Origin of the sequence: Delftia sp. JD2 (assembly GCF_001682645.1) — a bacterium.
In the GTDB taxonomy this organism is placed as follows: domain Bacteria; phylum Pseudomonadota; class Gammaproteobacteria; order Burkholderiales; family Burkholderiaceae_C; genus Comamonas; species Comamonas acidovorans.
Window position 1 is genome coordinate 1 of the sequence record NZ_LFJT01000023.1, and the last position, 25,224, is coordinate 25,224.

At 66.1% G+C, this 25,224-nt stretch carries 27 protein-coding genes; 4 read left to right on the top strand and 23 right to left on the bottom strand.

The window, feature by feature from the left end; genetic code table 11:
• Positions 1-462: 462 nt before the first annotated feature.
• Positions 463-2,340, top strand: a complete 1,878-nt coding sequence (locus ACM14_RS14325; protein ID WP_013800378.1) for an ATP-binding cassette domain-containing protein — start codon at positions 463-465, stop codon at positions 2,338-2,340.
• Positions 2,341-2,419: 79 nt separating this feature from the next.
• On the opposite strand, the gene ACM14_RS14330 is transcribed toward ACM14_RS14325, so the two are convergent.
• The 7 genes from ACM14_RS14330 to ACM14_RS14360 form a co-directional block, all read right to left on the bottom strand.
• Entirely contained in the window at positions 2,420-3,553 is a 1,134-nt protein-coding gene (locus ACM14_RS14330) for a chemotaxis response regulator protein-glutamate methylesterase (RefSeq protein ID WP_013800377.1), read from the bottom strand.
• 15 nt (positions 3,554-3,568) lie between these two features.
• Positions 3,569-4,306, bottom strand: a complete 738-nt coding sequence (cheD, locus tag ACM14_RS14335) for a chemoreceptor glutamine deamidase CheD (protein WP_012202590.1) — start codon at positions 4,304-4,306, stop codon at positions 3,569-3,571.
• A gap of 33 nt (positions 4,307-4,339) precedes the next feature.
• On the bottom strand, positions 4,340-5,230 hold the full coding sequence (locus ACM14_RS14340; protein ID WP_013800375.1) for a CheR family methyltransferase: 891 nt from the start codon (positions 5,228-5,230) through the stop codon (positions 4,340-4,342).
• Between the two features lie 26 nt (positions 5,231-5,256).
• A complete protein-coding gene (locus ACM14_RS14345) occupies positions 5,257-5,745 on the bottom strand; it encodes a chemotaxis protein CheW (RefSeq protein ID WP_012202588.1) in 489 nt (162 codons plus the stop codon).
• Between the two features lie 115 nt (positions 5,746-5,860).
• A complete protein-coding gene (locus tag ACM14_RS14350) occupies positions 5,861-8,059 on the bottom strand; it encodes a chemotaxis protein CheW (RefSeq protein ID WP_065346513.1) in 2,199 nt (732 codons plus the stop codon).
• A 39-nt stretch (positions 8,060-8,098) separates the two neighbouring features.
• Entirely contained in the window at positions 8,099-8,461 is a 363-nt protein-coding gene (locus ACM14_RS14355; protein ID WP_012202586.1) for a response regulator, read from the bottom strand.
• A gap of 52 nt (positions 8,462-8,513) precedes the next feature.
• Positions 8,514-8,960: a hypothetical protein gene (locus ACM14_RS14360; RefSeq protein ID WP_012202585.1), complete on the bottom strand. Its 447-nt coding sequence runs from the start codon at positions 8,958-8,960 to the stop codon at positions 8,514-8,516.
• 119 nt (positions 8,961-9,079) lie between these two features.
• On the opposite strand from ACM14_RS14360, the gene ACM14_RS14365 reads away from it, so the two are divergent.
• Both ACM14_RS14365 and ACM14_RS14370 read left to right on the top strand, forming a co-directional pair.
• A complete protein-coding gene (locus ACM14_RS14365; RefSeq protein ID WP_065346514.1) occupies positions 9,080-10,228 on the top strand; it encodes a response regulator in 1,149 nt (382 codons plus the stop codon).
• 39 nt (positions 10,229-10,267) lie between these two features.
• The gene (locus ACM14_RS14370; RefSeq protein WP_012202583.1) at positions 10,268-10,897 is read left to right on the top strand and encodes a response regulator transcription factor; all 630 of its coding nucleotides are present in this window, start codon (positions 10,268-10,270) and stop codon (positions 10,895-10,897) included.
• A gap of 48 nt (positions 10,898-10,945) precedes the next feature.
• Here the strand turns inward: ACM14_RS14370 and fliR are convergent, their stop codons facing one another.
• The 13 genes from fliR to fliF form a co-directional block, all read right to left on the bottom strand.
• Positions 10,946-11,716, bottom strand: coding sequence for a flagellar biosynthetic protein FliR (fliR, locus tag ACM14_RS14375; protein WP_012202582.1), 771 nt, complete (start codon positions 11,714-11,716; stop codon positions 10,946-10,948).
• Between the two features lie 29 nt (positions 11,717-11,745).
• The gene (gene fliQ / locus ACM14_RS14380; protein ID WP_012202581.1) at positions 11,746-12,015 is read right to left on the bottom strand and encodes a flagellar biosynthesis protein FliQ; all 270 of its coding nucleotides are present in this window, start codon (positions 12,013-12,015) and stop codon (positions 11,746-11,748) included.
• A gap of 26 nt (positions 12,016-12,041) precedes the next feature.
• On the bottom strand, positions 12,042-12,827 hold the full coding sequence (fliP, locus tag ACM14_RS14385; RefSeq protein ID WP_012202580.1) for a flagellar type III secretion system pore protein FliP: 786 nt from the start codon (positions 12,825-12,827) through the stop codon (positions 12,042-12,044).
• Entirely contained in the window at positions 12,820-13,155 is a 336-nt protein-coding gene (locus ACM14_RS14390; protein ID WP_012202579.1) for a flagellar biosynthetic protein FliO, read from the bottom strand. Before ACM14_RS14390 ends, fliP begins: the two co-directional genes overlap by 8 nt.
• 10 nt (positions 13,156-13,165) lie before the next feature.
• Entirely contained in the window at positions 13,166-13,597 is a 432-nt protein-coding gene (gene fliN / locus ACM14_RS14395) for a flagellar motor switch protein FliN (protein WP_013800372.1), read from the bottom strand.
• Positions 13,587-14,591, bottom strand: a complete 1,005-nt coding sequence (gene fliM, locus ACM14_RS14400) for a flagellar motor switch protein FliM (RefSeq protein ID WP_012202577.1) — start codon at positions 14,589-14,591, stop codon at positions 13,587-13,589. The genes fliN and fliM overlap by 11 nt, the downstream gene beginning before the upstream one ends.
• Before the next feature lie 18 nt (positions 14,592-14,609).
• On the bottom strand, positions 14,610-15,185 hold the full coding sequence (locus ACM14_RS14405) for a flagellar basal body-associated protein FliL (RefSeq protein ID WP_012202576.1): 576 nt from the start codon (positions 15,183-15,185) through the stop codon (positions 14,610-14,612).
• Between the two features lie 253 nt (positions 15,186-15,438).
• Positions 15,439-16,950 carry a flagellar hook-length control protein FliK gene (locus ACM14_RS14410; protein ID WP_065346515.1) on the bottom strand — a complete coding sequence of 504 codons (1,512 nt, stop codon included), beginning with the start codon at positions 16,948-16,950 and terminating at the stop codon, positions 15,439-15,441.
• Between the two features lie 3 nt (positions 16,951-16,953).
• Entirely contained in the window at positions 16,954-17,418 is a 465-nt protein-coding gene (gene fliJ / locus ACM14_RS14415) for a flagellar export protein FliJ (RefSeq protein ID WP_065346516.1), read from the bottom strand.
• A gap of 65 nt (positions 17,419-17,483) precedes the next feature.
• Complete coding sequence (fliI, locus tag ACM14_RS14420) at positions 17,484-18,926, bottom strand: flagellar protein export ATPase FliI (protein ID WP_012202573.1); 1,443 nt, start codon at positions 18,924-18,926, stop codon at positions 17,484-17,486.
• On the bottom strand, positions 18,916-19,827 hold the full coding sequence (locus ACM14_RS14425; RefSeq protein ID WP_065346517.1) for a FliH/SctL family protein: 912 nt from the start codon (positions 19,825-19,827) through the stop codon (positions 18,916-18,918). The genes fliI and ACM14_RS14425 overlap by 11 nt, the downstream gene beginning before the upstream one ends.
• Positions 19,820-20,815: a flagellar motor switch protein FliG gene (gene fliG / locus ACM14_RS14430; protein WP_012202571.1), complete on the bottom strand. Its 996-nt coding sequence runs from the start codon at positions 20,813-20,815 to the stop codon at positions 19,820-19,822. Before fliG ends, ACM14_RS14425 begins: the two co-directional genes overlap by 8 nt.
• A 27-nt stretch (positions 20,816-20,842) precedes the next feature.
• Positions 20,843-22,552, bottom strand: a complete 1,710-nt coding sequence (gene fliF / locus ACM14_RS14435; protein ID WP_063327630.1) for a flagellar basal-body MS-ring/collar protein FliF — start codon at positions 22,550-22,552, stop codon at positions 20,843-20,845.
• Positions 22,553-22,729: 177 nt separating this feature from the next.
• Between fliF and fliE the strand changes: the two genes are divergently transcribed.
• Positions 22,730-23,047: a flagellar hook-basal body complex protein FliE gene (gene fliE / locus ACM14_RS14440; RefSeq protein WP_013800367.1), complete on the top strand. Its 318-nt coding sequence runs from the start codon at positions 22,730-22,732 to the stop codon at positions 23,045-23,047.
• Between the two features lie 450 nt (positions 23,048-23,497).
• Here fliE and ACM14_RS14445 read toward each other — a convergent pair whose 3' ends face one another.
• The 3 genes from ACM14_RS14445 to flgA all read right to left on the bottom strand — a co-directional run bounded on the left by ACM14_RS14445 (position 23,498) and on the right by flgA (position 25,107).
• The gene (locus ACM14_RS14445) at positions 23,498-23,869 is read right to left on the bottom strand and encodes a hypothetical protein (protein ID WP_012202568.1); all 372 of its coding nucleotides are present in this window, start codon (positions 23,867-23,869) and stop codon (positions 23,498-23,500) included.
• A gap of 74 nt (positions 23,870-23,943) precedes the next feature.
• Positions 23,944-24,264, bottom strand: coding sequence for a flagellar biosynthesis anti-sigma factor FlgM (gene flgM, locus ACM14_RS14450; protein ID WP_012202567.1), 321 nt, complete (start codon positions 24,262-24,264; stop codon positions 23,944-23,946).
• A gap of 78 nt (positions 24,265-24,342) precedes the next feature.
• Entirely contained in the window at positions 24,343-25,107 is a 765-nt protein-coding gene (gene flgA / locus ACM14_RS14455) for a flagellar basal body P-ring formation chaperone FlgA (RefSeq protein WP_013800366.1), read from the bottom strand.
• Between the last annotated feature and the right edge of the window lie 117 nt (positions 25,108-25,224).

Consider the following 25,224-nt stretch of genomic DNA (forward strand, 5'->3'; position numbering starts at 1 on the left):
CTTGGCTGTTCGCCTCAAACGCCCACGCTTATCGGCTGTATATTTTTAAGGATCGAAGCAGAGAATTTCTTCTTTGCTTCCGACTCGCTGCGATCAGCGAAGCCTTGAATTCTAGCACAGTTTTTAGCGTCGTTGCAATCAAATTTCTTCGATCTTCTCAACACCAGCGATCTGCATCGCTTCTCTTCAGCAGAGCCTTGCATTGTAGCACGTTTTTTCGTGCTGTCTACAAGACTTTTCTGACTCATCGCTGTCTGCAAGGCAGTGTGGCGACGAGGGATCGAACTATAGCATGGGTTTTTACCGATGGCGTGAAATTCGTGAACTTCCTTGCAGACACGTGAAGAAGCCAGCGCCCCGCCCTCTGAAACCGGCCCGGAGCCTGCCCTGCGGGCAGGCTCCGGGCGGGGAGGCCTTGCTGCATGCACCAGGAATCGGGCCCGCATAGATAATGCGCGCACGATGGCATTGATTACTTTGATAGACGCCCAACTGGCGTTCGGGCATGTGGCGCTTCTCGACCACGCCCAGTTTTCCCTGGAGAGCGGCGAACGTGTGGGCCTGATCGGTCGAAACGGCGCAGGGAAGTCCTCTTTGTTGAAGATTCTTGGCGGACTGGCCAAGGCCGATGACGGCCAGGTCCAGACGCAGTCCGGTATCCGCATTACTTATGTGGCACAGGAGCCGGTGCTTGTGCCCGAGCAGACGATCTTCGAGTCGGCGTCCGCCGGCATTGCCGAGGTGATCGCCGTGCGCGAGCGCTATCTGGCGGGTGGCGAGGGCGAGGATCTCGATGCGCTGCAGTCCCAGATCGAGGCCTATGACGCCTGGAATTGGGAGCAGCGCGTGGAAGAGACGCTGCAGCGGCTGCACCTGGATCCCGACGCCCTGGTGGGCACGTTGTCCGGGGGGATGAAGAAGCGCGTTGCGCTTTCCCAGGCGCTGGTGGCCCGTCCTGACGTGCTGCTGCTGGACGAGCCGACCAACCACCTGGACCTGGATGCCATCGAGTGGCTGGAGGAGCTGCTGCTGAACTTCAAGGGCAGCGTGGTGACCATTACCCACGACCGCTCTTTCCTGGACCGCGTCTCCACGCGCATCGTGGAGCTGGATCGTGGAACGCTGCGCTCCTATCCCGGCAATTTCGTTCAATACCAGCAAACCAAGGAAGATCAGCTGGCCCAGGAAGCCGTGATCAACGCCAAGGCCGACAAGCTGCTGGCCCAGGAGGAGGTGTGGATCCGCAAGGGCGTGGAGGCGCGCCGCACGCGCAGCCAGAGCCGCATCGGCCGATTGGAGCAGTTGCGGGCCAACCGCGCTGCCCGCCGTGATGTGCTGGGCGGGGTGAAGATGGACATTGCCTCGGGCCGGGGCGATGGCTACCAGGGCAAGATCGTGGCCGAGCTGACCGATGTGGCCAAGTCCTTTGGCGACAAGCAGATCGTCTCGCATTTCAGCGCCACCATCCTGCGCGGTGACAAGGTGGGACTGATCGGGCCCAACGGTGCCGGCAAGACGACGCTGCTCAAGATGATTCTGGGCGAACTGGCGCCTGACAGCGGCAACGTGCGGCTGGGTGCGAATCTGCAGGTGGCTTACTTCGACCAGATGCGGCACCAAATCAATATGGATGCCACGCTGGAGGATTTCATCAGCCCCGGCAGCGAGTGGATAGAGATCGGCAACCAGAAAAAGCACGTGAAGAGCTATCTGTCGGATTTCCTGTTCTCTCCGGCACGCGCTCACTCTCCTGTGCGTTCACTGTCCGGCGGCGAGCGCAACCGCCTGCTGCTGGCGCGCCTGTTTGCCCGCCCCGCGAATGTGCTGGTTCTGGACGAGCCGACCAACGACCTCGATATCGAGACGCTGGAGATGCTGGAAGACCTGCTGCAGAACTACGACGGCACGGTGTTCCTGGTCAGCCATGACCGCAGTTTCCTGGACAACGTGGTCACCAGCACCATTGCCTGGGAAGGGCCGGGCAAGTGGCGCGAATACGAAGGCGGCGTGCAGGACTGGCTGGACCAGTCGCGCCGCAGCCAGGATCTGGCCGAGGCTGCACAGCCCAAGCCTGCCAAGGAAGAAGCCAAGCCGACGGCGGTGCGCAGCGACAGCAAGCCCAAGCGCAAGCTCAGCTACAAGGAGCAGCGCGAGCTCGATCAGTTGCCCGAGACCATTGCATCGCTGGAGGCGGAGCAAAAATCCATTCGCGAGGCCCTCGCCGACGGCTCGCTGTATGCCAACGACAACTCCCGCGCCGTTCAGTTGCACCAGCGCGATGGCGAGATCGATGAACAGCTGATGGAGGCGCTGGAGCGCTGGAGCGCCTTGTCCGAGTAAGCACCGTGTCGAACTGACGAAAAAAAGAGCGCCATGCGCTCTTTTTTTTCATGGAGGCAGCCAGAGCGGGCCGTTGCGCTCAGATGCGGTGGTGCACCTGGTCCGAACCTATGCGCAGCTTGCCCAGCAAGGCGGCGGCGATCTGGTTGAGGGGCAGCACTTCGTCGGCAGCGCCGTGGGCGATGGCCTCGCGCGGCATGCCGAAGACGATGCAGCTGGCCTCGTCCTGCACGAGGTTGTAGCTGCCTGCATCGCGCATTTCGCGCATGGCGACCGCACCATCGGCGCCCATGCCGGTGAGCATGATGCCGTAGGCGTTGCGACCCGCGCAGGCGGCCACCGACTTGAACAGCACTTCGACCGAAGGCTTGTGGCGATTCACCGGCGGGCTGTCATCGACCACGGCGACATAGTTGGCGCCGCTGCGCTGCACGGAGAAATGCTTGCCACCCGGGGCGATATAGGCGTGACCGGGCAGCAGGCGCTCGCCATGCTGCGCTTCCTTCACGGTCATCTGGCACAGGCTGTTGAGCCGGGCCGCGAAGCTGGTGGTGAAGCCCGGCGGCATGTGCTGGGTGATGACGATGGCCGGGCAGTCGGCCGGCAGATGGGTGAGCACTTCGCGGATGGCCTCGGTGCCGCCCGTGGAGGCGCCGATGGCAACCAGCTTCTCCGTGGAAAGCCGTCCGAGCAGCGACGTCGGTGCAGCCTGGCGCGGCACGGCCGAACCTGCAGAGGAAGCGACCGGCGCTGCCGCGCTGCCTGCGGCAGAGGCTGCACTGCGGGGAGCGACCGGCAGGCGCCGTACCTGGGCCACGGCAGCAACGCGGATCTTGTCCACGATCTGCGCGGCCAGTTCCTGCAGGCCGTTGGAGACACCCACGCGCGGCTTGGCCACGAAGTCGATGGCGCCCAGCTCCAGTGCACGCATGGTGACCTCGGCGCCGCGTTCGGTCAGCGTGGAGATCATGACCACCGGCATGGGACGCAGGCGCATGAGCCGGCCCAGGAAGTCGATGCCATCCATGCGCGGCATTTCCACATCGAGCGTGATCACGTCGGGATTCATCTCGCGAATCATTTCGCGTGCGATCAGTGGGTCATTGGCCGAGCCGATGCATTCCATGTCGTGCTGGCGATTGATGATCTCGGACAGCAGACTGCGCACCAGCGCAGAGTCGTCCACCACGATCACCCTGATTTTCCTGTCCATTCCTTTGAACCTTCCTCAAAACAGGTCGACCGAGCCGCCTGCCGTATTGCGTGCCACGACGGCTGCATTGCCGCGTGTGAATTCCTGCTGTACCAGTTCCTCCGGATGGGCATGTGCCAGGCGCTTGACCATGGCCTTGCCGCTGGCGGGGAAGAACACCACCTTGCGAGGGTAGATGTCCAGCACATCCTCCGAGACGATGGGGATCCGTTCGGTCTGCAGGTACTGCGTGACGAAGGCGGTATTGCGTTCGCCCACGTTCATGGTGGTGAAGTTGTGCATCACCTGCCCGCCGCCGAAGATCTTGGCCTGCAGCGACTCGCGCCGGGCACCGAGCTTGAGCATTTCGTTGATCAGCAACTCCATGGCGTACGAGCCGTAGCGGCCCGATGCATCGGCAGAGTCGCCGTCGGGCAGCATGAAATGGTTCATGCCGCCCACGCGCATGGTGCGGTCCCAGATGCAGGCCGAGATGCAAGAGCCCAGCACGGTGACCAGGATCACATCCTCGTTGGAGACAAAGTATTCGCCGGGCAGCACCTTGACGGCGTTGTGCTGGAAATGCGGGTCGTAATAGAAGAACGAAGCCTCGCCAGGGTAGCGCTGCTGGCGCTTGAGCTGCTCCAGCGAGGAACGCGGCACCGGATCGCCCGGCGCCGGATAGTCTGCAGCGGTATAGCTGTTGATGCGCGGCATCCGGCGGCGCTCCGAGGGCGCCGGTGGCGGTGCGAAGGCAGGGCGGTCTCCGATCATGGGAGCACCTCCTGGCGTGCGGCAGGACCTGCGTCAGCGGCGCTCATAGACGGTCTTCCCCTTGAGCGTGAACAGATCGCGCGATTCACTGAAGTTCTCGGCATGCCCGACGAACAACAGGCCACCGGGCTTCATCACGCGGTGGATGCGCTCCAGCACGCGGCGCTGCGTGGCCGCGTCGAAGTAGATCATCACGTTGCGGCAGAAGACCACGTCGAAGGGGTCGCGGAACGGCCAGTCGTCACGGATCAGGTTGACGTTGAGGAACTCCACCAGGCGGCGCAGTTCGGGCTTGACGCGCACCAGGCCTGCATTGCCTGCCTTGCCCCGCAGGAAGAAGCGGTGCAGGCGCTCGGCGCTCATGCCCTTGATGCTTTCGGCGCGGTAGACGCCGGCCGATGCCGTGTCCAGCACGCGCGAGTCGATGTCGCTGGCCTGCAGCTGAAAGCTGGGCGTGGCACCCAGCGCTTCCAGCGCCGTCATGACGATGGAGTAAGGCTCTTCCCCGGTCGAGGCCGCATTGCACCAGACCTTCCAGGCCGTGCCGGCCGGCTTGCTGCGCAGATGCTGGGCAAAGATCTCGAAATGGTGCTGCTCGCGAAAGAACGCCGTGAGATTGGTGGTCAGCGCGTTCACGAACTCCTGCCACTCCACGCCGTCGGACTGCGACTCCAGCCAGTCCAGGTAGGTGGAGAAGCTGTCGTAGCCCGTCTCGCGCAGGCGCCGCGACAGGCGGCTGTAGACCATGGCGTGCTTGCCATCGTGCAGGCTGATGCCGGCCCGCTGGTAGATCAGCGCCTGTACGCGGGCAAAGTCCCGCGACGACCATTCGAATTCGCGCCCCTGGGCCAGGGGCCCGTTGGCATCCCCGTCGTCGGCGACGGGACGTGCGGCCAGTGCCGCATTGGAAGAGCCGGATCGCATGAGGGCGCTCAGTGCAAGAACGGGTCTCAGTCGACCGAGGCGACCAGGCCCATGTCCACGTTGTTCATGAGCTTTTCGATGTCCAGCAGGATGAGCATGCGCTCGCCCACGGAACCCAGGCCCAGAATGCAGCCGCTGTCGATGGCGCTTTCGATGTCCGGCGCGGGGCGCACGGCTTCGGGAGCCAGTTCCATCACGTCGCTGACCGAGTCCACCACGATGCCCACCACGCGGTTGCGCAGGTTCAGGATGATGACGACGGTGAAGCTGTTGTATTCCACCTGGGAGCAGTTGAACTTCAGCCGCATGTCCACGATGGGCACGATGGTGCCGCGCAGATTGACCACGCCCTTGATGAATTCCGGCGCATTGGCGATGCGGGTCGGCGGCTCGTAGCCGCGGATTTCCTGCACCTTCAGGATGTCGATGCCGTATTCCTCCTGGTCCAGGCGGAAGGTCAGGTACTCGCGCGCGCCGGTGGCGACGCCTTCTGCGGTCTTAGCGATCACGCTCATTGCTCAGCTCCTCAACTGTCGGGCCCGCGCCGTGGTGGCGAAGGCCATGGTTTCTTGGCGGCGCACAGGCACTGCCTGCGGCGCCGTCGATTGTGGTCAGGTATCCCTGTCCCGTTCAGTGGCGTGCACGACGCACCAGCGCGCCGGTGTCCAGAATCAGCGCCACCGTGCCATCGCCCAGGATGGTGGCGCCCGAAACGTTGGGCACCTTGCGGTAGTTCGATTCAAGGTTCTTGACCACCACCTGGTGCTGGCCCAGCAGCTCGTCGACCAGCAGGGCCACGCGGCTGCCGTCGGACTCGACAACCACCATGATGTTGCTGGACTGGCTGGTGTCGCTGCGCGGCACGCGGAAGGTCTTTTCCAGCGCGAACACGGGCATGTACTCGTCGCGCACCTTGACCAGCTGCGTGCCGTTGGCCACGGTGTTCACGTCTTCGGCCTTGACCAGGAAGGACTCGACCACCGAGGACAGCGGCAGGATGTAGACCTCGTCGCTGACGCCGACCGACATGCCATCCATGATGGCCAGGGTCAGCGGCAGGCGAACGGCCACGCGCATGCCCTTGCCCTGGGTGGACTCGATCTCGACCGAGCCGCCCAGCGCCGCGATATTGCGCTTGACCACGTCCATGCCCACGCCGCGCCCGGACACGTCGGTGACGACGTCGGCCGTGGAGAAGCCCGGCGCGAAGATCAGTTGCCAGACCTCCTGATCGGGCATGTTGTCCGAGACATCCATGCCGCGCTCGCGGGCCTTCTGCAGAATCCGCTCGCGGTTCATGCCGCGCCCGTCGTCGCGCACCTCGATGACGATGGAGCCGCCCTGATGGGAGGCTGCCAGCGTCAGCGTGCCGTGCTCGGACTTGCCGGCCGCCAGGCGGTCCTCGGGCATTTCGATGCCGTGGTCCACGCTGTTGCGCACCAGATGGGTCAGCGGGTCGGTGATCTTTTCGACCAGTCCCTTGTCCAGCTCCGTGGCCTCGCCCAGAGTGATCAGGTCGATCTTCTTGCCCAGCTTGCCGGCCAGGTCGCGCAGCATGCGCGGGAAACGGCTGAACACGGTGGACATGGGAATCATGCGGATGGACATCACCGACTCCTGCAGATCGCGCGTATTGCGATCCAGGTCGGCCAGGCCTGCCAGCAGTTGCTGGTAGGCCGATGCGTCCAGTCCGTGGCTGTTTTGCGCCAGCATGGCCTGGGTGATGACCAGCTCGCCCACCAGGTTGATGAGCTGGTCGACCTTGGACACCGACACGCGGATGCTGGTGGACTCCATCTGCGCCTGCTGCGTCTGGGCCGCCGTCTTGGCGGCGGGCTTGGCCACGGCGCCGGCCGGCTGGATGGCCAGCGCGCCATCGGCCTGGGGCATGCCGGGCGCGCCGTTGAAGAAGCCATAGGCCTCATCGGCAGGCGGGATGGCGGCCGAGGCCAGGGCGGCATCAGGGTCGTGCGCATGCTCTTCAGCAGCCGGGGCTTGCGCCGCCACCGCTGCGGGTGCTGCCTCGGCAGGGGCTCCGGCCGCCGTGATGCGGACCTGCTCCTTGGCCACGTGGAAGGCGAACAGATCGAGCAGGTCGTCGTCGGTGGACGAGGTCTGCACGTCAAAGAGGCGGCTTTGCGGCTGATCGCAGGCCAGGTCCTCGATGCGTCCCAGACCTGGAATGTCGCGGAACAGCTCCTTGATGGCCTCGGCCATCTCCAGGCGCTCCAGCGGACCGATCAGGATATGCAGCGAACGTCCGCCGCTGCTGGGTGCCGTGCCGACGGCGCCGCCCGAGACAGGTGCTGCAGCAACCGGGGCCGGAGCCTGCGCCGGCGCAGCCACAGGGGCTGGAGCTGGGGTCTGTGCGGGAGCCGGCGCTGCCGCTGCAGGTACGGCGCTGCGGCCTTCCGCAAGCGTCTCGATGCGTGCCACCAGATCCGTGGTGGACAGGGCCTCGCCCTCGTTGCCGGCCTGGTGGCGTGCCAGCAGGCTGCGGCTGGCATCAGCCGACTCCAGCAACACATCGACCATCTCCGGAATCGGTGTGATCTCGTGCCGGCGCAGCCGGTCGAGCAGCGACTCCATGCGGTGCGTCAGCTCGGTCACGTCGGCAAAGCCGAAGGTGGCCGCCCCGCCCTTGATCGAGTGCGCGCATCGGAAGATGCCGTTGAGTTCCTCGTCATTGGCCGCTGACAGATCCAGATTCAGCAGCATCTGCTCCATCTGGTCGAGGTTCTCGGCCGCTTCTTCGAAGAAGATTTGATAGAACTGGCTCAGGTCGAAGTCTGCGCCCGCTCCTGCCCCATCCTGGTGTAGATCCGCCATCTTTGGTCCTGCTGTTTCCTGTTGCCCGTACTTATCGGCTCAACGCATTACTTTCTGAATGACTTCGATCAAACGGTTTGGATCGAAGGGCTTGACCAGCCAGCCCGTGGCGCCCGCGGCGCGTCCGGCCTGCTTCATCTGGTCGCTGGATTCGGTGGTGAGAATGAGAATCGGCGTGTTCTGGAACTTGGGGTCTTCGCGCAGCTTGCGGGTCAGACCGATGCCATCCAGACGCGGCATGTTCTGGTCGGCCAGCACCAGGTCGACTTGTTCGAGCTGTGCCTTTTCGAGCGCATCCACGCCGTCAACCGCCTCCACAACGCGAAATCCCGCCCCTGCGAGGGTGAACGCCACCATCTTTCGCATCGAGGGGGAATCATCAACAGCCAGAATCGATCGCATGTATAGCTCCAACAGACGGGCAATAAAAGGTAGAAGAGTGCATGGTCAGTGGTCAGAACAGCTCGACCGAGCCAGCATCCATCTCGCTTTGCGTGACGGGATTGGGCCGGTCGGGTATCGCCGGCAGGCCCAGGGAATCGTCCTCCCCCTCGTCCACGCCCATGGTGGCTGCGGCCAACTGGAACGCGCAGCCTTGCAAAATCTTCGTAATATGGGCGATCAACTGGGAGGACATGTCGTGAAACTGCAACTCGGTCACCGCCAACCGAAGCGTGGACCGCGCGGCGTCCAGCTCGGGCAAGGCGCCTAGCGCCTCACCGGCCAGCTGGCCGTGGGTCTCGTCGAAACGGTCCAGCAGGTTCTGCGTTGCATGATTGAGAAGGCCTTCCAGGCGCTGCAGATCGCGCATCGCCACCAGCAAGGCATCCTGCAGGTCTGCGGCCACCATGACGGGCATGGGGACGGCAGGCTCGCCCGAAGGCTTGTGCATTGACTGCATTGTTACTCCACCACCAGCGTTTCAGCCCAATGTTCGCCATGCTCTGCAGCATGGCCAGCCCTTGTCAATCGTCCCCAGGAATGCAGCGCATCCCTTGATATACACGACCACTTGCATTTATGTTCCAAAATGTATCTCATGATAGCGCCCCCGGGGATGCCAGACCACCGCACAAGCCCTTGCGCATACTGCACATCGAGGATTCGGCGGCCGACCAGGCGCTGGCGCGGCTGAGCCTGCTGCGCGGCGGGCTGGTCTGCGAGATTGTCGCGGTCGACCTGCTCGATGATGCCGCAGCCGCGCTGCAGAGCCAGGCATTCGACCTCATCCTGGCCGACTACCACCTGCCCGGCTTCACGGCGCTGGACGCCTGGGAGCTGGTGCGCCGCCAGCCCGGGCATCCGCCCTTTGTGCTGCTGTCGGGCGCCATCGGCGAGTCGGCCGCCGTGGACGTGATGCGCGAGGGCATCAGCGACTACCTGCTCAAGGACCACATCACGCGCCTGCCCCATGTGGTCTCGCATGCGCTGGAAGTGCACGAGGCACGCCTGGCGCGCCGCCGCGCGGCGGCCGAGCTGGCGGCATCCGAGCGGCGCCTGGCCGATCTGACCGAGCACCTGCAGACCTCCACCGAACGGGAACGCGCCAGCATTGCCCGCGAGATCCACGATGACATCGGCGGCTCGCTGACCTCGGTGAAGTTCGATGTGGCCTGGATTGCGCGCAATGCGCCCGAGGGCGGACTGCGCGAGCATGCGCTGGCCGCGCTGGAAATGCTGGAGCATGCGCTGGGTGCAAGCCAGCGCATCATGATGAACCTGCGCCCGCCCGTGCTGGACCAGGGACTGGTGGCCGCCGTGCAGTGGCTGGCCGAGAATTTCGAGCGCCGCACGGGCGTGCCCACCCGGGTGCGCAGCAGCCGCGAGAGCATGGACATCGCGCCCGACATCCAGGTCGTGGCCTACCGCACGGCCCAGGAGGCGCTGACCAACGTCGGCAAATATGCCCAGGCGCGCCATGTGGACATCGATCTCTCGGACCGCGAAGGCTTTCTCACGCTGGAGGTGACGGACGACGGCGTGGGCCTGGCCGAAGGCGCGCGCGACAAGCCCGAATCCTTCGGTTTGCGCGGTCTGGGCGAGCGTGCGCGCACCGTTCAGGGCTGGCTGGATGTCAGCAGTCAAGCCGGGCGAGGAACCTCGGTCATCGTCTCCATTCCGCTGGACGATGGCGGCACTTGCCCTAATATCCCGGGCAATGAATGCTGAACGCCATGGCGGCGTGACCCTTTTTCCAGGAGGCCGACTTTGATCCACGTGGTGCTGTGCGACGACCATGCGGTGCTGCGCCGGGGCATCCGTGACACCCTGGCCGAGGCAGTGGACATCAGCGTCACCGCCGAAGCAGGCAGCTATGCCGAGCTGCGCGAACAGCTGCGCACCGCCACCTGCGACGTGCTGCTGCTGGACATCAACATGCCCGGCCGCAGTGGCCTGGAAGCCCTGGCCAGCGTGCGCGAAACCCATCCGCTGATCAAGGTGCTCATGGTCTCCATGTACCCCGAGGATCAGTACGCGCTGCGCTGCCTGAAGGCGGGCGCGCAGGGCTACGCCAACAAGGCAGGCGACCCGGTGCTGCTGATCGAGGCGGTGCGTACCGTGGCCACGGGGCGCAAGTACCTGACGTCCGAAGTGGCCCAGATGCTGGCCGACAGCCTGGCCCAGCCCGCACCCCAGGTGCCGCATGAAAGCCTGTCCGAGCGCGAGCTGCAGACCCTGATCAAGATCGCGGCCGGCCAGCGGCTGACCGACATCGCCACCGAGCTGATGCTCAGCCCCAAGACCGTCAGCGTCTACCGGGCCCGCGTGCTGGAAAAACTGCAGATGAGCAGCAATGCCGAACTCACGGCCTACGCCATCCACAACCAGCTGATCTGAGGCTTTTGCGGCCGACAGGCCTGTAAATCTGTTGTTTTTCACAACTGCTTACATTGAAGTGCCAAATACCGCGATGCCGCGCTGCAGCAAGGCGACCAGGGGCTGCTCGAGCAGCGGCAGCGTGGCCATCAATCCCGTCAGGCCCACGGTGAGCGTGACCGGAAAACCCACGGCATAGATGTTCATCTGCGGTGCCACGCGCGAAATGATGCCCAGCACCAGGTTCACGAACAGCAGCATGGCGACCATGGGCAGGGCGATCCAGAAGGCACTGGCGAAGACCGCCGCCCCCATCTCGTGCAGCCGCATCTGGTTGATGGCCTGCAGGAAGCTGCCGTCCACAGGAAACGCCTCGTAACTCTTGAGCACGGCCATCAGCACCAGCAGGTGCCCGTTGATGACGATGAACAGCAGCGTGGAAATCTGGACCATGAAGCGCGCCACCGCGCTGAGCTGGGCATTCGTGGTCGGATCAAAGAAGCTGGCGAAGTTCAGGCCCATCTGCAGGCCGACCACCTCGCCCGCCACCTCCACGGCGGCAAACACCAGGCGCACGGCAAAGCCCACCGCCAGCCCCACGCCGACCTGCTGAATCAGCGTGCCCAGCGCCTGCGGCGAGTTGATGCCGATCACGGGCTGGTCGCCCAGCACGGGCTGCGCGCACACCGCGACCAGAAAGGCCAGGCCGATCTTCAGCCGCATGGGAATGACGCGCTGCGAGAACACGGGGGCCACGGAGAACATGGCCAGCACGCGCAGAAACGGCCAGAGAACGGGCGACAGCCACGCCACCAGTTGGGCTTCGCTGAAGGTGATCACAGTGGCGTTTCCAGTGCGCGGCGAAGGGCTCAGCCCACCGCCTGCGGAATGGTCTCGATGGTGCGGCGGATGAAGTCCACCAGCGTGCTCAGCATCCACGGACCGGCAATGGCAAACACCAGCACGGCGGAGATGAGCTTGGGCACGAAGGCCAGCGTGGCCTCATGCACCTGGGTCACCGCCTGGAAGACGCTGACGGCCAGGCCCACGGCCAGCACCACGCCCAGCACGGGCATGGAGATCATGAGCAGCAAGGTCAGCGCCTCGCGGCCGAAGGTGAGCACGTATTGGGAGGTCATGGAAGGATTTCCAAAAAAGAGCGGGGCTAGACGGCGAAGCTGGCCGCCAGCGAGCCTATGAGCAGGTTCCAGCCATCGGCCAGCACGAAGAGCATGAGCTTGAACGGCAGGGCCACCAGCACGGGCGACAGCATCATCATGCCCAGGGACATCAGGATCGAGGACACGACCATGTCGATGACCAGGAAGGGGATGAAGATCATGAAGCCGATCTGGAACGCGGTCTTCAGCTCGCTGGTCACGAAGGCGGGCACCAGCACGCGCAGCGGTGCGGTCTCGCTGGTGACGCCTGCATCGAGCTTGGCCAGCCGCGCGAACAGCGCAAAGTCCGACTGGCGCGTCTGCTTGAGCATGAAGTCGCGCATGGGCGCCTCGGCCTTCTCAATGGCCTGCTCGAAGGTCACGGCATTCGTGGTGTAGGGCACGTAGGCCTCCTGGTACACGCGGTCCAGGGTGGGGCCCATGACGAACAGCGTCAGGAACAGCGACAGGCCGATGATCACCTGGTTGGGCGGCGCCGACTGCGTGCCCAGCGCCTGGCGCATCAGCGACAGCACGATGACGATGCGGGTGAAGCCCGTCATCATCAAAAGGATGGCCGGCAGGAAGGACAGCGCCGTGAAGAACAGCAGGGTCTGGATGGGCACCGAAAAGCTGGTGCCACCACTGCCCTGGCCGATGACCAGCGGAAGGCTGGCGGGCGCGCCCTGTGCCCAGGAGGCCAGGGGCGTGGCGCAGCACAGCGCCAGCGCTGCGGCGCCAGCGGCCTGGCTCAGCGTGCGCGCCGGGCGCTTGCAGGAATATTCAGACATTCGCACCGTCCGCAGGCAGGCTGCGCGCTTGCGCCATCGCAGCCGAAAAATCAGCAGGGGCCGGGGCCTGCAGCACATGCAGGCACTGGATGCTTTGCGCCGTGACGCCCAGCACCAGACGCACGGTCTGCGCGCCCTCGCCCACTTCCACCGTCACCACCCGCTGCTGCGGGCCCACGCCCACGGCGCCCAGCACCCGCGACTGCAGGCCGGCGGCACCGCGCAGCGCAGCCGTGCGCTGCTGGAAGCGGCGCAGCAGCCAGGGCAGAGCGGCCATGGCCGTGACCAGGGCCACCACCGTGAGCAGGGTCGGCCACAGCGGGCCCATGCCGGCGCTCTCAGCCACGGCTGACCCGGCGCAGGCGCTCGGACGGCGTGACCACGTCGGTCAGGCGGATACCGAACTTGTCGTTGACCACCACCACCTCGCCCTGGGCGATCAGGTAGCCGTTGACCAGCACATCCATGGGCTCGCCGGCCAGTGCGTCGAGCTCGACCACCGAGCCCTGGGCCAGTTGCAGGATGTACTTGATCGGCACCTTGGTGCGGCCCAGCTCCACCGACAGCTGCACCGGAATGTCCAGCACCATGTTGATGTCGTTGACCGGCACATCGCCGCCACCGGCGTAGGGACGCACGGGCTCGCCCGTCAGCGGGCCGCCCTGCTCCTCTTCCAGCTTGGCGTCGCGCTCGCGCTGCTCGTCCAATGCCTCTGCCCAGCCCGAGAACGGATCATCGCCAGCGGGCTTTTGCGTATCTTCAGTTGCCATTGTTTTCTCCCATCCAGCCAGCGTCGGCGCCACGCAGGCAGTTCTCGACGCGGATTGCGTACTTGTCGTTGTGAGTGCCGTACTGGCACTCGAAAATCGGAACGCCGCCAATGGAGGCGCGGATCAGCGGCTCGCGGTCGAGTTCGATGAAATCGCCGGGGCGCATGGCCAGCAGCTGCTCCACCGTGGCGTCGGCACGTGCCAGTTCGGCCACCAGGGTCACCTCGGCGGCCTGGATCTCGCGCTTGAGCACCTTGACCCAGCGGCGGTCCACTTCGATGGAGTCGCCCTGTGTCGAGGAATACAGCACATCACGGATGGGCTCCAGCGTTGCATAGGGCATGCAGATGTGGATGGAGCCCGAGATGTCGCCGATCTCCAGCTGAAAGGCCGTGGACACGACGATTTCGCTGGGCGTGGCGATGTTGGCGAACTGCGGCTGCATCTCCGAACGCTGGTAGCCCAGCTCCAGCGGATAGATGCCGTGCCAGGCCTTCTTGTATTCCTCGCAGATCACGTTGACCAGGCGGTTGATCACGCGCTGCTCGGTGTGCGAGAAGTCACGTCCTTCGATACGCGTCTGCAGCCGGCCCGTGCCGCCGTACAGCGTATCGATGACACCGAACACCAGCGAGGGGTCGCAGACCACCAGGCCGCTGCCGCGCAGCGGACGGATGGCGACGATGTTGAAGTTGGTGGGCACCACCAGCTCGCGCAGGAAGGCGCTGTAGCGCTGCACCGACACCGTGCCCACGGACACTTCGGGGCTGCGGCGGATGAAGTTGAACAGGCCGATGCGGAAGTTGCGGGCAAAGCGCTCATTGACGATTTCCATCGTCGGCATGCGCCCGCGCACGATGCGCTCCTGGCTGGAGATGTCGTACTGGCGGATGATGCCCGCCTCGACCTCCTCGGTCGTGGATTTCTGGCTCTCGCCGGTCACACCCTCCAAAAGGGCATCGACTTCTTCCTGGGAGAGAAACGAATCGCTCATGGCGCCTGGCCTCCCCGGTTACTGGATGATGAAGCTGGAGAAGAGCACGCGGCGCACCGGGTTCTTGCCAGCGGAGGAGCGGCGGCGCTCGCCGTCTTCGTCCTCGGCATCCTCGTCGCGGCTGCGCTTCTTGGCCTTGGCCTGGTTGCCGTAGCCCAGCGGGGCCGACACTTCGTTGAGCACGTCGGCGGCCAGGCGCTCCTTGCCTTCGCGCTCCAGCAGTTCCTCGGCCGTGCGCTGGGACACCAGCATCAGGATGCCGTTGCGGATGCTGGGCAGGTATTGCTTGACCGTGGTGGCGGTCTTCTCGTCGGCCAGCTCCAGCGTGATGCCGATCTGCACGAAGCGGTCGCCGCCCGTATCGGACAGATTGACCACCAGGTTGTCCAGCGGCAGGAAGGTGGGCACGGTAACGGCCGCCTTGCTGGCGCTGCCCTCTTCCTCATCGCCGCTGCTGTGGCGCTTGGACAGCAGGATGAAGGCAGCGGCCGCGCCTATGGCCAGGACGGCAATGATGACGATCAGCACGATCAGCTTCTTGCCCTTGGCCGGGGCGGGAGCTGCATTGTTGGCGGCATTGGGTGTGGCAGACACTGGAATTCCTCTGGGTGAGCGGGACCGCCACGCGCACGCGCTTCATGCGCGGCGCCATGACGCAGCAGGCCCATGGCAGGAATTATTCGGCGATTGGACCCCGGACCATGGCCTGAATAAGCGCATGAAACCCCGGTTTCTCGCTGGCTTGATGGCCCTCAAACGCCACAGGCCGGGCAGCTTGTCGCCACCCGGCCTGTTGTGAAAACCCTGAAACGGCGCATGCGCCGCCCCGCAAGAAGCGCAGGAAGAATCAGACGAACAGATCCACCCCGCCCGCTGCCGCGCGGCCACCGCCGGCCTGTGCGGCACCATTGCCGCCTGTAACGCCGGCGGCATCGACCATGGCGCTCACGCGGCCCTGGCGCGCCTGGGCGTCCGCCCCCTGTCTTGCCGAATCGCCGCTGCCGGATTGGCCGCCCGCATCCACGCTGACGCCGGCCAGTTGCAGGCCCTGGGCCTGCAGCAGCTCGCGCAGCTGGTCGGCACCATTGCCCAGCCAGTCACGCGCCTGGGCTTCGCTGGCGCCAAAGCGCACATGGGCCTCGTTGCCCTGCAGGCTGACCTGCACCTGGATGGCCCGGCCCTCATGCTCCACGGACAGCGAGGCGTTCTGGTTCTTGTTGTGGACCCAGAAGGCCACCTGCTCGGACACCTGCTGCTCGCGCTCGGTGGAGTTGCCCGGCTGGGCCTGGGCGTCGGGCTGGGCAAAGGCCGCGCCATTTTGGCCGGCCGCCTGCTGGCCCAGGGATTGGCCGGCATGGGCGGCGCCCACGGCAGCCGCAACGCCGTGCAGTCCGTTCGCCGCCGACTCCGTGGAGGCGGTGCCGCCTTCACGGGCTCGCTCGAACAGGCCGCGCCATTCTTCGGGCCGCACTGCGGCCATGCCGTTGAGCGCAATGCCCGACGCCAGGGCCACGTCCTGCCGCACACCGGCCGCCAGGGCCTGGGGCGTGTGTTCATGCGTGGCCTGGGCGGTGGTTGCCGTGCGTGCGGCGGCGGCCGTCAGTGCCGCATCGGATTGCACGGCGGCCAGCACATCGGCGGCCTGGGCCTGGGCCTGGGTGCTGCGCGCAGCGCCATCGGTCAGGGCCACGGCTGCATTGGGGTCCGCAGCGGCAGCCAGGGCCGCAGCATTGGCGCTGGCCGTGGCCAGCGCCGTGCCTGCGGCATCACCGGCTGCGGACTGCGGAGCCAGGAAGGCCGCGTGCGCCACAGCGCCCTGCTCCTGGCGCAGGGCCATCATGGCAGCGCTGCCCCGGCCGGACAGCCAGTCGCCCGCCACGCCCTGCAGCATGTCGCGGTCGCCCTTACCGTCCAGATGGGCGGTCTGCCCGACCAGGCTGAGCCAGGGCGCCTGGCCGTTGGCAGCCAGCGCCATGGCATCGGCCTGCGCCGAGGTGGTCATATCGGTCGGCTCCGCCTGCGGTTGCAGCGGCAGTTGCGGCTGCTGCAGCAGGCCCTGCGCCAGGCCGGGATCGGCCAGCAGGTCTGCGGCGTCCTTCAGGCCGTCCTTGGCTGCGCCCTTGAGGCTGGACAGCGCGGAAAGAGCGGCACTGCCGTCCTCGCCCAAGGCCTGGCCCAGGGCGCCCGAGGCCAGCGCCGGCAATCCGCCAATGCCGTCCATCGCCGCCAGCAACGAAGAAAAGCCTGCGGCCTGGTCGTTGGAGGGCGGCTGCGTGCCGCGCGCGGAGCGAACGCCTTCCATGGCGCGCTGCATGGCGCTGCGCGCATCGGCGCGCTGTTCGATCTGGTTGGTGGACATGCGTCAAGCCTCCTGGAATGTCAGCCCGAAGCTGCGACGGAAAAACTGGATGGCCGCACGTTCATCGGTCTCCTTTTGCTCGCGGCGCATCTGGCTCAGCGCCAGATCGCGGCGGCGCACCTCGACGACCTTGCGCAGGCTGCTGACCCGCAGCTCGCAGGCCATCAAGGCCTTTTGCGCGACCTCCAGGCGGATCGCCAGATCGGCCAGCACCCGCGTCTGCAGGCCGATGGCGTGCTGCAGGCGGTCCATGAACTGGTACTGGTGGAACATGACCTCGGGCTGCACGGACTGGTTTTCCTGCGCGCCCCAGCGCGTCTGCATTTCCTGCACATAGTGCTGCAGCTGCTCCATTTGCGTCTGCGCGGCCTGCTGCGAGCGCAGGCGCTCCTGCACCGCCTGGCGCGCCTCGTCACGCTTGCGCGACGCGGCATCGATGGCCACCATCAAGGCATTCAAGGACGACATACCGGGGTTTCCTCCCTGTGTTCGTTATCGCGTTGGTCGCGTTTTGGCAATGCCGCGTCGCCGCGTCACTGCCCACCGAGTGCGGCAGCCATGCCCGAGATGCTCTCGTCCATGGAAGCCGACTCGAACATGCTTTGCTGCAGAAAGGCCGCCATGGCCGGCTGCAGGCGTATCGCCTCATCCATCTGCGGGTCCGAGCCCGCCATGTAGGCGCCGACCTGGACCAGGTCCCGCCCCTTCTGGTAGCGCGAATAGACAGCGCGAAAGCGCCGTGCCAGCTCGAAGTGCTCGCGCGAGACCACGTTGTGCATCACGCGCGAGGCCGATTGCTCGATATCGATGGCCGGGTAGTGGCCCGACTCGGCCAGCGCCCGCGACAGCACGACGTGGCCGTCCAGAATGGCGCGCGCCGCGTCGGCAATAGGGTCCTGCTGGTCGTCGCCTTCGGACAGCACGGTGTAGAAGGCCGTGATCGAGCCCACGCCGTTGAGGCCGTTGCCGCTGCGCTCGACCAGGGCCGGCAGCTTGGCAAAGCACGACGGCGGATAGCCCTTGGTGGCCGGCGGCTCGCCAATGGCCAGGGCGATCTCGCGCTGGGCCATGGCATAGCGGGTGAGCGAGTCCATGAGCAGCAGCACATGCTGGCCCTTGTCGCGGAAATGCTCGGCAATGGCCGTGGCATAGGCGGCGCCCTGCATGCGCAGCAACGGCGGCGCATCGGCCGGCGCGGCCACGACCACGGCGCGGCTGCGGTCCTGCGCGCCGAGGATGTCCTCGACGAATTCCTTGACCTCGCGGCCGCGTTCGCCGATCAGGCCGACCACGATCACGTCCGCCTGGGTGTAGCGCGCCATCATGCCCAGCAGCACGGACTTGCCCACGCCCGAGCCCGCGAACAGGCCCAGACGCTGGCCCCGGCCCACGGTGAGCAGGGCGTTGAGCGAGCGCACGCCGGTGTCCAGCGTCTCGCGCACCGGGTCGCGGTCCATGGCGTTGATGGGGTTGCGGTCCAGCAGATCGGCGCTCACGTCGGCCAGCGGGCCGCCATGGTCCAGGGGCTGGCCCTGCGAATCCACGACACGGCCCAGCAGGCCGCTGCCAATGGGCAGGCGCAGCACGCCGGCCGCCAGGGACACGGGCGGCTCGACACCGTCGCCAAAGCGCAGCGGTGCGACAAAGGGTTCGGCCGGCGTCACGATGGCGCCGCTGGACAGGCCCTGGATGTCGCCCGCAGGCATGAGAAACGCACGCTCGCCGGCAAAGCCGACGACCTCGGCCAGCACCGGGTCCTGGCCCTGCTGGCGTATCCAGCACTGCGAGCCCACGGGCACCTGCAGGCCCGTTGCCTCCAGCACCAGGCCGGTCAGGCGCGTGAGCGTGCCGTGGGTTTCCAGGGGAATGTCGCCTTGCAGGCGGGCGCGGGCATTGGACAGCAGTTGCTGCCAGGGCCTGGCGGCAGGCTCGGGGGTCAGTTTGGCGGCGTCGGCCAGCGGGGCATCAACCGGCATCGCGTTCTCCGTCATACCAGGTGGAGACCAGGCCCAGCGCGGCCACGGCGCGCCGCCAGCGCTTGTCCATGCCGGCATCGACCTGGGCGCCGCCCGATTCCACGCGCACATCGCCCTGGGCCACGGAGGCGTCGCTGATCCACTGCACCTTGGACTGGGCGCCATGCTCGGCGCGCAGCGCCTCGTCCAGCACGGCGAAGTCGGCGGGGTTCAGGCGCACGGTGGCGGCGCGGCCGTCGGCGGCCAGCATGTCCAGCGCCTCGCGCACCACGGGCAACAGGGCCTGGGGCTGGCTGCGCAGCTCCTGGCGGACCACCTGGCGCGCAATGTCGCAGGCCAGGTTGAGCAGTTCCTGCGCTGCATCCGTCTGCAGCTGCTTGAAGCCGGCATCCAGGCCGGACAGCAGCGCGTCCACGCGCTGCGCCGTCTCGCGGCCCGTGCCGGAGACGTAGTCATCCATGTGTTGCTGCCACTGCTGCTGGGCTTCCTGGCGGCCCTGCTCCAGGCCCTCGGCATGGCCTTCGGCGCGTGCCTGTTCCAGCAGGGCATGCAGTTGTTCCTCATCCACTGCGGGGGCGGTGGAGGCCGGGGCGCCCGGCGTGTCGGCTTCGACATCCAGCACCATGGAGTCGGCCTCCAGCCGGGGCGCATCGGAGCGGCCGGGCAGCGACAGGCTGTGAAAGCCCGACGAGGAGGCAGGCGCGCGCGCCATGCCCGCGCCGCCATGCGCAGCCTGTGCACCGGATGCGGCGGGCGCACCCTGGATGTCCGGCAGCCCCGCGAGGCTGGGCAGGCTTTTCAGGCCGCCCATGTGGTCCACGGCGCCGAAGCGCCACTGCACCACCTGGCGCTCGTCGATCTCCTCGGAAGGGATGAAGCGCGAGTTCATGCCGTTAGACATAGCTGTCTTCCGCACCGCTGCCGATGGTGATCTGGCCTTCTTCGGCCAGGCGACGCACCACCTTCAGGATTTCCTTTTGCTGCGCTTCCACTTCGGACAGGCGCATCGGGCCGCGGCCTTCCAGGTCCTCGCGCAGCGACTCGGCGGCACGCATGGACATGTTGGCCAGAATCTTGTCGCGCACTTCCATCGAACCGCCCTTGAGCGCGATGATCAGCGTCTCGGACACCACCTCGCGCAGCACCAGCTGCACCGAGCGGTCGTCCAGCTTGACCAGATCGTCGAACACGAACATCTTGTCCATGATCTTCTGGGCGAGGTCCGGGTCGTAGTTGCGGATGGTGTCCAGCACGGCCACGTCGGCATTGCCGCCGAGGTTGTTGATCATCTCGGCCGCCGTCTTGACGCCGCCCAGCGAGGTCTTGCGGATCTTGTCGCCGCCGGCCAGCACCTGGAACAGCACCTCGTTGAGGTCCTTGAGCGCGGTCGGCTGAATGCCTTCCAGCGTGGCCACGCGCAGCATGACTTCGCTGCGGAAACGCTCGGGCAGCTGCATCAGGACGGCAGCGGCCTGCTCGTGCTCCAGGTGCACGAGGATGGCGGCCACGATCTGCGGATGCTCGCCGCGCAGCAGTTCGGCCACGGACAGCGGGTCCATCCACTTGAGGCTTTCGATGCCGGAGACATCGCCGCCCTGCAGGATGCGGTCGATCAGCAGCGCCGCCTTGTCGTCGCCCAGGGCGCGCTTGAGCACCGAGCGCACATAGCCGCTGGCGTCGTCCACCAGCAGGCTTTGCGCGGCCGCGTCATCGGCAAAGCGGTTGATGACGAAGTCCACCTTCTCGCGCGAGACACCGCGCATGTGCGCAATGGTCTCGCCGAGCTTTTGCACTTCCTTCGGGGTGAGGTGCTTGAACACCTCGGCCGCTTCCTCCTCGCCCAGGGAGACCAGCAAGATGGCGGCGTCGTTCAGGCCTCGTTCGTCCATATCTCAGCAATCCGTGTTTTGAGAGGCTCAGGTGGCCTCGCCGTTGATCCAGGTCTTGACGATGTTGGCCACCGCGATCGGGTTCTGCTTGGCCAGTTGGCGCGCCTGCTCCAGGCGCACTTGCTCCTGAGTGGGCGAAAGATCGACAGCGGGTGCAGCCAGCGCCGGACGGTCCAGCTGCTCGCCTTCGATGGCATTGAGCTGTCCGCCCACGGCCACCGTCTTGCGGCCCTTGAGCATGGGTCGCACCAGGCCCAGCAGCAAGATGGCGCCGAACAGGGCCAGGCCGATGGGCACGCCCAGGCTGCGGGCCATGGCCAGCACTTCGGGTTGGCGCCACAGCGGCACATCGGCGGGCACTTCGTCCTGCACAAAGGGCGTGCTGACCAGGTTGACCGAGTCGCCGCGCTCGGCGCTGTAGCCCACGGTCTCGCGCACCAGGGTCAGCAGTTGCGCCTGCTGCGCCGCCGTCAGGCCGCGTGCGGCGGCAGCGACGGTGGCTGCATCGGTTGCCGCACCGGCCGCACCGGCAGCGGCCGGCGCAGGGGCAGCCACCAGGGGCGCATTGATGACCACAGCGGCCGTCAGGCGCTTGATGCTGCCCGTGCTGCCGCGTGTATGGCGCACGGTCTTGTCCACTTCGTAATTGGTGATGGACTCGCGCTTGCTGGCAGCGCGGGCGGCGTTCTGGCCGTCGGCCGCCTGGGGCGCGGGATTGGCGCCGTTGACGGGCGCGGAAGCGTTCTGGGGCGGCTGGTTGCTGGTGGCGCCGGGAATGCCCGTGGGCTGGGGCGGCTTTTGCTCGCCCGAGCTTTCCACCACCTGCTGGCTGCGCACCACGCCCGCGTCGGAGGACTGGTTGGGGCGGTGCTGCTCCGAAGTCGATTCGGTCTGGCTGAAATCCATCTCGGCCGAGACCTGCGCCTTCACATTGTTCTTGCCGACCACGGGCTCCAGGATCTCCAGGATGCGGCGCACGTACTGCTGCTCGATCTGCTGGGTGTAGTTCAGCTGCTGCATGTCCACGGCGTTAGCGTTGCCGTCGGGCGACTGCGACAGCAGCTTGCCCGAGTCGTCCAGGATGCTCACGGCCGTGGGCGCCATCTCGGGCACGCTGGAGGCCACCAGGTGCACGATGCCCGCGATCTGCGTGCGATCCAGCACGCGGCCCGGGTACAGGCTCAGCAGCACCGAGGCCGAGGGCTTTTGCTGCTCGCGGAAAAAGCCGTTCTGATTGGGCAGGGCCAGGTGCACGCGTGCGCTTTGCACGGCGGCCAGGGCCTGGATGGAGCGCGTCAGCTCGCCTTCAAGGCCGCGCTGGAAATTGAGGCGTTCCTGGAACTGGGTGATGCCGAACTTGCTGTTCTCCATCAGCTCGAAACCCGTCACCGAACCCTTGGGCAGGCCCTGGGTGGCCAGCTTCAGGCGCACATCGTGCACGCGGTCGGACGGGATGAGGATGGCACCGCCGCCTTCCGTGTAGCGGTAAGGCACGTTCATCTGCGACAGCTGGGCGACGATGGCGCCGCCATCCTTGTCGCTCAGGTTGGAGAACAGCACCTTGTAGTCCGGCTGGCGGTAGAACATGGCCGCCGCACCCAGGGCGACGACCAGCAGCACGGCGATCGCGCCCCAACGCAGGCGCGCGCCACGGTCCATGGCCGTCCAGCGCTGCTGCAAGGCAGGCTGGGGCACGGGAGTGGCTTGAGGGACAGGGATTTCAGCGACAGCAGACATCTTGGTTCCAGGTGTTCGAGCCCTGCACACACAGGACCCTAGCGTGCTGCCGATTATTCGAAGTCCGCCGCTTCACATTCGCCCGATAAGCGCGCCGTTTGGCCGTCTATTTGCCGCGATGCGAAAACCCTGCCGCCCTACGATCTCGTCATCTTGCTAACTCCGATGGAATGTGTCATGGACCTTCGCATCCCCAGTACCACCTCTCCCCTGTACGGCACCCAGCTCCCCAAAGGCGTGGGCGCAGGCGACGCATCGACCAAAGTGGCGGCTGGCGGCTTCAGCCAGGCCCTCCAAGGCGCGCTGCAGTCCGTCAGTTCAGCCCAGAACAACTCCAGCCAGCTGCAGCGTGAGGTGCAGTTGGAGAACCCGGCCGTCAGCCTCGAAGAAACCATGATCGCCATGCAAAAGGCGCAGATCGGCTTCCAGGCCACGATGCAGGTGCGCAACCGGCTCGTGCAGGCCTATACCGACGTGATGAACATGCAGGTGTGAGGACGTCCGGCCCCGGCCGGACCCTCTTTGCCTCCTCAGATCGCAGACCGCAAACCGCAGACCGAACGGGATTTGCGCGCGCCATTGCGCTTGCATTGCCATTGCCATTGCCATTGCATGGCAGCGTCATTTCCGCGCATTTCGGATCTTGCCGTCTTCAGGGTCCTTGCTTCGTTTTCCCCGGATCCGGCCTCTGGCCGTCCCTCATTCCTGGCCGCCCTTCCTGCGCACGGCCATCCAGCACTCCCCCGCCTCCACCTCTTTGACCAAGCGCAGCCTCATCCCGCGCATGGATGGGTACGCCCAAGCTCCAGCCATGCCTGCGCCCTCCGCGCAGATTCATTCAACCGAATCCCAGCCCGGAAAAGACAAAACCCTCGGGCACGGATGCCGGAGGGTTGAGCAGCGGGAAGAGAGAAGAGAGAAGAGAGAGAAAAAAGGGACGCGGCTTCAGCTGGCCGAGTGGTAGATGCGCGCCTTGCCCGGTCCGGCATGGGGATGTCCATACAGGTCGCGTCCATACGTGGCCTGGTCCGAAGTCTGGGGAATCAGCGCCGCCGCCTGGCTCTGGGCCACCACGGCCATGCGTGCCAGCTGGTCGCGCTGCATGGCCATCTGCTCGCCCAGCGCCTGGGCGCGTTCGCGCAGCTCCTGCGTCCAGTCGGCCGCGCTGAAGCGCCGGGCCAGCTCGGAGAACGCCGCCATGGCATCGCGCAGCCGGGTGCTGGACTGCTCCAGCGCGACCGCATCCTTCGATTGCAGCGAGGCGGACACCATCCGGACCACCGCGTCCAGGGAATCGAGCATCTCGCTGAGAGTCATGGGACAGGCCTTGCTGAAAAAAGAAAGCGCGTGCTCGCGCCGGAAGGAAAACCGAGAAAGAACCGAACCCGCGCTCAGACGCGCGAGTGCGAGAGGAATTCTTCGGAGTTGGCCAGCAGCTTGTCGGCCACGGCGTCGGCGTTCACGCGGAAGGTGCCGTTGGCAATGGCTTCGCGGATTTCCTTGACGCGGTTGGCATCGAAGTCGGCCGTGGCGCGACCAGATTGGTCCAGTGCGCGGGCCGAGGTCGAGAACGACACGGGAACACCGGCCGCCTTGGCAGGCTGGGCCTGGGCGGAGGATTCCTCGGTGGCAATGGTGCTGGCTGTCTTGGGCTGCTTGGCGGCGGCCTGGGAGGCAGCGGCGGGCAGTTCCGGTTTTTGACCTATCTTCATCTTGATTCTCCAATCGCCCTGGCGGCGTGAGGCGCTGTGCCTAGCTTTCGACTGCCTGGAACAAAACTTGAGGTTTTTTTACTGGACCAGCACCACGCCCTCGGGATTCACCACCCCGGAGATGAGCCGGCCATTATCCATGCGAACCCGCACGGTCTGGCCTTCGCCGGCGGCCGACATGGCCTTGCCCGACGATGTGACGGAAAAACCACCACCGTTGACCAGCACACGCACTTCGGCACCCACCGCGAACAGCGCCGGCGTGCGCAGCATGTTCTGGCGCAGCGCCTGGCCTGCGGCCAGCGGGCGGGAGGCCACCAGGCCCACCCAGTCCTGCTGGTTGGCGTAGACGGCGGCCGATTCCTCGGCCCAGTCCACTTCGGCCTGGACGGCATCGTCGGCCGACAGCGGGCGGCCCGAAGGCACACCGTTTTGCAGCACCCAGGCCGGCCCCCAGGCCTTGACCGTGATGGGCAGGAACACATTCCAGGCCACGGCGCCCTGCAGGCAGCGCAGACCCAGGCGGGTACGGCCCCACAGGCGCGAGCCTGCGGGCAAATAGGGTTCGACCTTGGCGCAGGCGGCCAGGCGCAGGCGGGGATCGAGCTGGCCCATCTGCACTTCCATGCGCAGGGGCAAGGCGCCCGCGCCGGCCATGCCTTGCTGCAGGGCCTCGTCGGCAAAGCGCTGGCCGATCTGGCTGAGCTGGGCTGCACCGTCAGGAGCGTTTTGCGCGAAGGCAGGGCCTGCCAGCGACGCTCCAGCGGCAAGCGCAGCGCATGCGGCGGCGCGAGCGAGGGCTCGGACGGCGGATGGCGAATGGGCGGTGCTGAAGTTCGGCATGGCTGTGGCTCCTGACTTGCTCCGGCCTCCCGTCAGGATGGGTGGGACACCTGGAGCGATGCCAGCAAATATAGGGCGAGCGCTCTTTTCCGAAGCGCCGAACTGCGCAGGCAAACG